Consider the following 7,506-nt stretch of genomic DNA (forward strand, 5'->3'; position numbering starts at 1 on the left):
AGAATTTTTTAAAATAATCGCATTAAAACAAAAAAATCGTCATGAAACAAATCATGACGATTTTTTATTTAAATAAAAGGATTATAAAAGCGCGTTCCATTAGAAAAGGTAATAACTAAAAAAATGGCCATTAAAACGCTAAATCCTACAAGTGTATAAGTATCTCGCTTTAAAAACGGACGTTCAGAATAAAAGGTGCGTTTTTTATGTTTACCGAATGCCCTTAATTCCATCGCATAGCTGATTGTTTCAATACGATCTAAACTAGTCAAAATAAGAGGCATTAAAATGGCAGACGTATTTTTAAGACGAACCCATAATGTTGCCTTGCTAGACATATCAATTCCACGCGCTTGCTGAGCTTGAGAAATCTCAACAAAATCACGTTGAATATCTGGAATATAACGCATAGCAATCGCAACAGAATAAGCCAGTCGATAACTAATTCCAATTTTGGATAGTGACGCTGCAAATTCACTTGGATCAGTTGCTGATAAGAAGACTAAACCAAGGGGAATAATCGTTAAGTACTTCAAGGTCATATTAAATTGATAAAATAATTGTTCCTGCGTTAAGACATACGGTCCAAATAATTTAAACAAATCATGCTGTGTTCCGTAAATATGAACGCCTTCAACTGGGGAAAAAATAAAGACCGCTATATTATTGATAACTAAGAAAATTAAAATAAAATAAAAGACGAGCGCCACTTGTTTAAATTCAACTTTTGATAGCTTAAATAAAATTAAACTGATGATAAACATCATCCCAAGAACACGCGTATCATAACTTAACATCGCCGTGATAGACCAAAGTAAAAAGCAAATTAGCTTCGTACTCCCTGTTAAACGGTGTATGGGTGAATCCACATCAATATAAGCAAGCAGTTTAGTATTCATTAAGTTCTCACCGCCTTATCTGCAAAAATAAATTTTCGAATAAAGTCCACCGCACTCGGAAGTCCTGTCTGCATGGCCAGTTGATAAAGTGATGTTTTCTTTAAATGAGAGGCTTCAATCAGTTGATCGTCAGTTAAAACATGCCACGTTGACGTATCAGCTAACACTTCCCCATTTGTAATCACAATGGCACGAGTTGTGTATTCAAGCATTAAATGCATGTCATGTGTAATCATTAAAATGGTAATGCCACGTTGATTAAGTTCGACTAAAAACTCCATAATTTCGGTGTAATGACGTAAATCTTGTCCGGCAGTTGGCTCATCTAAAATTAAAAGTTCTGGATTTAAAACCAAAATAGCTGCAATACTTACACGTTTTTTCTGACCAAAGCTTAAAGCTGAAATCGGCCAATTACGATATGGATAAAGACCACAGATTTTTAATGTTTCAATCACACGTTCCTGAACTTCTGTTTCTGATATCCCACGAACACGAAGTCCAAGAGCCACTTCATCAAAAATTTTTGTCTTTGAAATCATCTGATTCGGATTTTGCATCACAAGCCCTATCTTATCTGCTCGTTCCTTAATCGTTTGAGTTCCCATATCTTCGCCATTCAATAAAATCGTTCCTGAAATCGGTTGATAAAATCCACTAATCAACTTTGAAATTGTTGATTTTCCTGCGCCATTTTTTCCAACTAAACTCAACATTTCACCTTTACGAATTTGGAATGAGACATCCTTTAAGGTTAAGCTATCAGATTGATAACCAAAACAAACTTTCTTAAACTCAAGCAAAATGTCTTCCTGATTTCGTTCTTTTTGAATTTCCGTCTGATCATACCAACGATGAAGTGCCTCTTGACATCTTGATAAATCCATTTGATTTAAAGATTGTGGATTCATACTCGCTAAAATCTCGCAATTTGCGTATTTTAACGCTGTCACATATAAAGGTTCGCGAATTCCAATTTGAGATAAAAGATTTGAGGCTAATAACTCATTTGGTGTCATATCAGCAATAATACAACCTTCATTCATTACAATAATTCGATCAATGCATGCCTGTAAAACGTCTTCTAAACGATGCTCAATAATCACAATCGTTTTATGCGTTTTTCTTGAAATTTCATCAATTAATGACATTGTCTGCTCTCCAGCTGCTGGGTCTAAATTGGCTAATGGTTCATCAAATAATAAAATATCAATATCATCCACCATAACACCGGCAAGCGTAACACGTTGCTTTTGTCCGCCTGATAATTCGTGTGGAGCAGATTTTAAATGCGTCTTGATATCAACAAGTGTAGAGACTTCATTCACAATTGACTTCATTTCAGCTTGTGGCACTTCTAAATTTTCAAGTTTAAACGCAATATCCTCTCCTACCGTTAAGCCAATAAATTGGTCATCGGGATTTTGAAGAACTGTCCCTACATAATTAGATCGTTTAAACAGATTATGCTTTAGAGCATTTTCACCTTTAATTTTAAGATTTCCACTTAACTGACCTTTATAAATATTAGGCACTAATCCATTAATACAATGAGCTAACGTACTTTTCCCAGAACCAGAAGGCCCAACGATTAAAACCTTTTCACCTTCATAAATACACAAATTTATATTTTTAAGGGTTGGACTTGACTGCACACGATATTGAAAACTAAAATTTTCAAATTCAATCATCGGTTTTCGCATTCTCATCATCCTTTCTTTTCACGCGACAAAAAATTAGATGAATTAAAATCAATCTAACAAATTTGTTATCATTCTTTTTAATTCACCTAATCTCGATTTTTATTTAACTTCAATATTATAACACAAATTTTATAAAACAGACAAACTTCGACAATGTTTTTTATGTAAAAAAAGCATCTGATAACGCTTCTTCAGATGCTTTTTAACTAAGGATTAATATTCAGGTTTTAAACTTCCCTTTGGGGTACGTGTTTTTGCATAAGCCCCAACTAATAAAGAACCTAAAATTCCAATCGTAATCATGTTAAACGATCCCGCAACCGCTCCTTGAAGATAAACTTTATCTGACGGTTCAGTATAAATCAATACGTCAAGCATCGGTGCTACAATAAACCATCCGACGATATTTGCCGCGATTTGAGCTAGGTTAAAGATAATGATTTCTCGTTTGCCAAAGATACCATCTTCCATGTCAATTCGTTTGGCTAGTAATCCAATCACAAGTCCAATCATTCCTGAGGCAATAATCCAACTAAACCATGGACTTCCCCAAATTAAAATATCTTTTAAAAAGTGACCAATAAGCCCTGTTGCTAACCCAGCCATTGGACCATATAATAATGCAATTAAAGCTAAGACAGCATAAGCTGTTTCAAAGTTTGTATTTGGAATTCCGGTTGGTAATGAGGCAAAACGCGATAAAACGACAAAAATGGCAGCTCCAATCCCAATCGCAACGACCGTTTTAATTGATAGTCTTTGATTCATTTCTAAACTCTCCCTTCGAAAAAGGTAAAAATCAACACTCACTAGTATATCGGTCTGATTATGTGATGTCAAGAAAATACAAACTTCGACTATTGTAAGTTTTAAGCATTAATTGCTAAAGACGCAATGTATCCCATTGAAAACGCTGCTTGAATATTATATCCACCTGTATCGCCATCAATGTCTAATACTTCTCCCACAAAGTATAGATTCTCAACTTTTTTAGACTCCATCGTTTTGGATTTAATTTCTTTAATCGAAACACCGCCTGTCGTGACCATGGCCACATGATAGCCTCCAAGCTCTTTAACTTCCATTTCGTACTCCGTTAATATCGTTAATAATTTTTGGCGTGTCACCTTACTAATTTCAGCACACTTTAAGTCATCACTGATGTGACATAGTTCAAGTACCTTATCAGCAAAGCGTTTCGTCAGATTTAAATCACGTACAATCGTTTTGACAAGTGTTTTTCCACCCGCTGCTAATTTTTTTGTTAATTGACTTCTAAATGCTTCAATCGACTCAGCTCCAACGAAGTTACATTTAATAACATCACCAGCTTGCATATAGCGTGAATGATTGATAATTCCAGGGCCTGAAACACCAGTATGTGTTAATAAAAAGTCCCCGTGATAAGCGCCTATTTTTTTTCCGCCACGCCAAAGTGTATATGATAAGTCTTCAAATGACGTTCCCGACATATCCACAAGTTCGTAATTTTTAATTTTTAAGGGCGTTAAAGCAGGCTTCATTGGGATAATTTTATGTCCGAATGACTTTGCTATGACTTGTCCATCTCCTGTTGACCCAGTATGAGGATAACTCAGTCCTCCTGTTGCAATCACAACTTTTTGGGCTTCATATGACACTTGATTGGTTTTCACAGTAAAAAGATCATCTACTTTTTCGATTGACTGTACAGCCGTTTCAGTGATGATGTCAATGTGACGTTTGTGACATTCTTTTAATAAAACTTGTAAGACATCCATCGATTTTTGTGATTTTGGAAAAATCTTTCCCTTTTCAGTTGTCATAAATTCTAAGCCACGTTTTCTAAAGAAAGCTAGTAAGTCTTCATTTTGAAATGAAAGGAGGGCATGTTTTAAAAATTTTGCATTAGGTCCATAACACTCTAAAAAGTGATGAATGTCACCCGCTTGTGTAATATTACATTTCCCTGCACCCGCCATTAATAATTTACGCCCACACGATTTATTTTTTTCAAGAATGGCAATGCGCTGTTTTTTTTCAGCACACATAATAGCTGTAAAAAGACCGGCTGGTCCTGCCCCTACGATAAGTACATCATATTTATTCAACGTTTTTTCCTCCGATTCTTAGGTTGCTTTGTTTATTGTATTACGAGGATATTTTTTTAGTCAAGCGAAAGAAAAAACTAGCAACTTGGTTGCTAGTCTTCAAAGAGATGAAAATAAGTCACGATCTGCTGACAACACCTTTCAATAAACAACAAAATATCAGTCATATAAAAGACTTCAAGTTCCGTGTCACCTTGCTTATCTTTTTCTAAATCTTGCTTTAAAACTTTAAGGCGCCATTGTTCAACCTCATCCCGACTTAACAAGGGACAGACCGGCATTGCAATGGCTTGTTTTAAATCAGCCGATAAGGGTAAGACCTGTCCTTTTAATAAATCATCGATTCGTTGCATATCACGGTAATAAAGGGCATGCAACTCTAAGCGTTCCATCCTTTCTTTTCGAGCATGAAAATAAGGAGCATAAATAATTTCACGCCATAGATAATCTGTATATAAATGAATTAAATATCCAAGTTTAAAGTCTTGAGTCACGCCTGTAATTATTTGTTTCGCCTGTAAAATCGCCTCAACATAATCGTCATCTGCTATGTCATAAAAATGTGTGACCGCCTTATCTGCCCACGTTTGATTCGGCCTCATATGAATGGCATCAGGACTAATTGAACCAAGCAACAAATCAGATGTCATGGGAATCGATAAACGTTTTGAAACGTTTTGGATAACATTCAAGTGCACAATCGGTGATGGCATCTTTGCCCCTCCTTATAATATGTGGCTCATAATTGTCAGATAGCGTTGATCAAACTGATCAACCTCTACTTGTTCAACAACTTCTACTAAATAATCAGAGATAGATTGAGAACTTATTTTCGGATGAGTCTGCATATAATGATAAAACAAGGTCGAAAGTTTGTATGTCCCAAATTGATAGCGTCCTAAATATTGATAAGGTTGATCACAAAGATGAAGTTGAGTGTTTAAATACATTTGATACGCTAGTTTCACATTAGCTTCTAAATAAGAACCTAAATCCTTATATTCCTCTTTCACATGCTTTAAAGCATTTAAAAGCATTTGATCATGCTTTAACGCTCGGACACGCGCTCTTAATTGCCTATGAATCGAAATGGGTTGTAATAATTGTTCTGTCAAGCATTCTAACACCTGTTTAGTTGAGCGTTTAATCGAAACGACAACATCTTCATTAAACAGTTGAATCGACTTTAAATCTAGTAATTCAAAACTCACCACATATACATTGCGTCGCTCAATATGCTGTGGCGTGAGTGATTGATTTAACGTTTCAATCACGTTTAATGGCTGGCACTCTTTATCATAACGTTTTATTTGTTCATTAATCAATGGCAAACGATTTTCTAACCAAAAGTTCTTGAATTTACATCGCTCAAGTTCCGCAATAACGAGGCCTAATTGTTCAAAAACCTTCTCTACATCTTTATTTAAAAACTTTTGATAAGCTTTAGAAAGATTTTTTTTTATCGTTTGTTTTTTTAATTGAGTGACTAGATACTTTGGACTTTGTAACAGTTCTGACAAACGAAGATCATTAAATTCTGAATCCGTTGCAATTAAAGGAATTAAGGTGCTTCCAATTGATTCTCCCTTTGGTAAAGTGTTGCGCACTTTATTTAATAATCCCTCACAATTTTCACTTAATTGCTCTTCTAAGTAACGAACGAACTCCGTATCCTCATCAATTTCACCTGAAAAAAGTAAGTCTAGTAATCCAATCACATCTAATGTGTAGGATGCCTCAAAAGACAATTTATTTTTCTGTTCGTTCATGAAGTTAATCCCCCTAAATTTTTCACCTAATTACTTTTATTTTATCATACAACGAAAACACATAACAGAATTAAATGAATCCCTTACAATAAAACTTAGATGCTTCATTCAAATTTAATCAATCAACAGACTCACCCCCCATCTTTTTCTTATCGTTGTTAAAAAAATTTGAAATAGAATGATTTTTAAACGTATCAATTTCATCGTTATCGAAATCACTCTACTCTCAATGTCAATCCCGATTAAACGATCTAAATCTCTTCACCAATACGATTCTTTATTTTAACACTCATACACAAGCTGACCATCTGCTTATGTTCCATTCAGGCACCTCCTTCATTGGATTAACCCGCCTATACCATCCTATAAAAACTTGAAAAAATAAGACTAAAGAACAAAAGCAGCTAAAATTTTATTTAAAAAAGTCAAAGTGGCTTGTTCTTGAGAATCGACAAAGAAGTTGATCCCTGATGGGATTAGAGTTCCCATAAAATTAACACCAGCATCGTCATTTAACTGACTAACTTGAATCACATAGATTATCGCCCCTCTAATGTGTACAGGATTAAGGAACATCATTTCAATCGTCCAATGAAAGACTACTATTGTCGTCTTACCACTGACTGGTTAAAACTCACCATCTCTAACGCAATACGGTCAAGTATCCCAAACACCGACTGGTCATTGGAACGTAATCCTTCAATTAACCATTCCCAATCACTAGCAGTGGTTATCAATTCAATACTAAAACAACGTAGTTTACAAGATTAACGTCTTGAAGATGAACACCTCCTTCACAGTCAATTAGGAGCCTTTAAATAGCATAGTCCCTAATCTCCCCTAGACAGTGATTTTGAATGTCTCAACTTCAACACCTTACTTCGTTTCATTTAATCGAATAGTCAAAATTTTTCCTAGCAAGTCAAACTCATAATCATATCAGCATCCGTGCAGATAGATGTCATTTAAAGATTTACGTGCGGCTATATGTAATCCTATTTTAAATCCGTAAAATGATTAACAGCATTCTCTTCTCTCTTTTACC

The 7,506-nt window shown here is 35.0% G+C and carries 7 protein-coding genes; all 7 read right to left on the minus strand.

All coding sequences use genetic code 11. The annotated features are described in order from the left end of the window. Nucleotides 1-68: 68 nt before the first annotated feature. The 7 genes from HMPREF9402_RS06005 to HMPREF9402_RS14535 all read right to left on the minus strand — a co-directional run bounded on the left by HMPREF9402_RS06005 (nucleotide 69) and on the right by HMPREF9402_RS14535 (nucleotide 6,995). Nucleotides 69-899, minus strand: a complete 831-nt coding sequence (locus tag HMPREF9402_RS06005; RefSeq protein ID WP_009606846.1) for an energy-coupling factor transporter transmembrane component T family protein — start codon at nucleotides 897-899, stop codon at nucleotides 69-71. Beyond that, a complete protein-coding gene (locus HMPREF9402_RS06010; protein WP_009606848.1) occupies nucleotides 899-2,602 on the minus strand; it encodes an ABC transporter ATP-binding protein in 1,704 nt (567 codons plus the stop codon). Before HMPREF9402_RS06010 ends, HMPREF9402_RS06005 begins: the two co-directional genes overlap by 1 nt. A 213-nt stretch (nucleotides 2,603-2,815) precedes the next feature. After that, nucleotides 2,816-3,370, minus strand: a complete 555-nt coding sequence (locus HMPREF9402_RS06015; RefSeq protein ID WP_009606847.1) for an ECF-type riboflavin transporter substrate-binding protein — start codon at nucleotides 3,368-3,370, stop codon at nucleotides 2,816-2,818. Nucleotides 3,371-3,471: 101 nt separating this feature from the next. Beyond that, on the minus strand, nucleotides 3,472-4,692 hold the full coding sequence (locus HMPREF9402_RS06020) for an NAD(P)/FAD-dependent oxidoreductase (protein ID WP_006784726.1): 1,221 nt from the start codon (nucleotides 4,690-4,692) through the stop codon (nucleotides 3,472-3,474). 92 nt (nucleotides 4,693-4,784) lie between these two features. Then, on the minus strand, nucleotides 4,785-5,405 hold the full coding sequence (locus HMPREF9402_RS06025) for a zinc dependent phospholipase C family protein (RefSeq protein WP_009606845.1): 621 nt from the start codon (nucleotides 5,403-5,405) through the stop codon (nucleotides 4,785-4,787). Between the two features lie 12 nt (nucleotides 5,406-5,417). Then, nucleotides 5,418-6,461 (minus strand): hypothetical protein, encoded by a 1,044-nt coding sequence (locus HMPREF9402_RS06030; RefSeq protein WP_006784728.1) that lies wholly within the window; start codon nucleotides 6,459-6,461, stop codon nucleotides 5,418-5,420. A 387-nt stretch (nucleotides 6,462-6,848) separates the two neighbouring features. Further along, entirely contained in the window at nucleotides 6,849-6,995 is a 147-nt protein-coding gene (locus tag HMPREF9402_RS14535; protein WP_006784729.1) for a hypothetical protein, read from the minus strand. Nucleotides 6,996-7,506: the final 511 nt, after the last annotated feature.

This window comes from Turicibacter sp. HGF1 (assembly GCF_000191865.1).
Lineage (GTDB): Bacteria > Bacillota_I > Bacilli_A > MOL361 > Turicibacteraceae > Turicibacter > Turicibacter sanguinis.

Excerpts from the sequence above, each read along its gene's own strand:
- HMPREF9402_RS06015 (WP_009606847.1), bottom strand. The coding sequence starts at position 3,370 with ATGAATCAAAGACTATCAATTAAAACGGTCGTTGCGATTGGGATTGGA.
- HMPREF9402_RS06025 (WP_009606845.1), bottom strand. The coding sequence starts at position 5,405 with ATGCCATCACCGATTGTGCACTTGAATGTTATCCAAAACGTTTCAAAA.
- HMPREF9402_RS06030 (WP_006784728.1), bottom strand. The coding sequence starts at position 6,461 with ATGAACGAACAGAAAAATAAATTGTCTTTTGAGGCATCCTACACATTA.
- HMPREF9402_RS06005 (WP_009606846.1), bottom strand. The coding sequence starts at position 899 with ATGAATACTAAACTGCTTGCTTATATTGATGTGGATTCACCCATACAC.
- HMPREF9402_RS06010 (WP_009606848.1), bottom strand. The coding sequence starts at position 2,602 with ATGCGAAAACCGATGATTGAATTTGAAAATTTTAGTTTTCAATATCGT.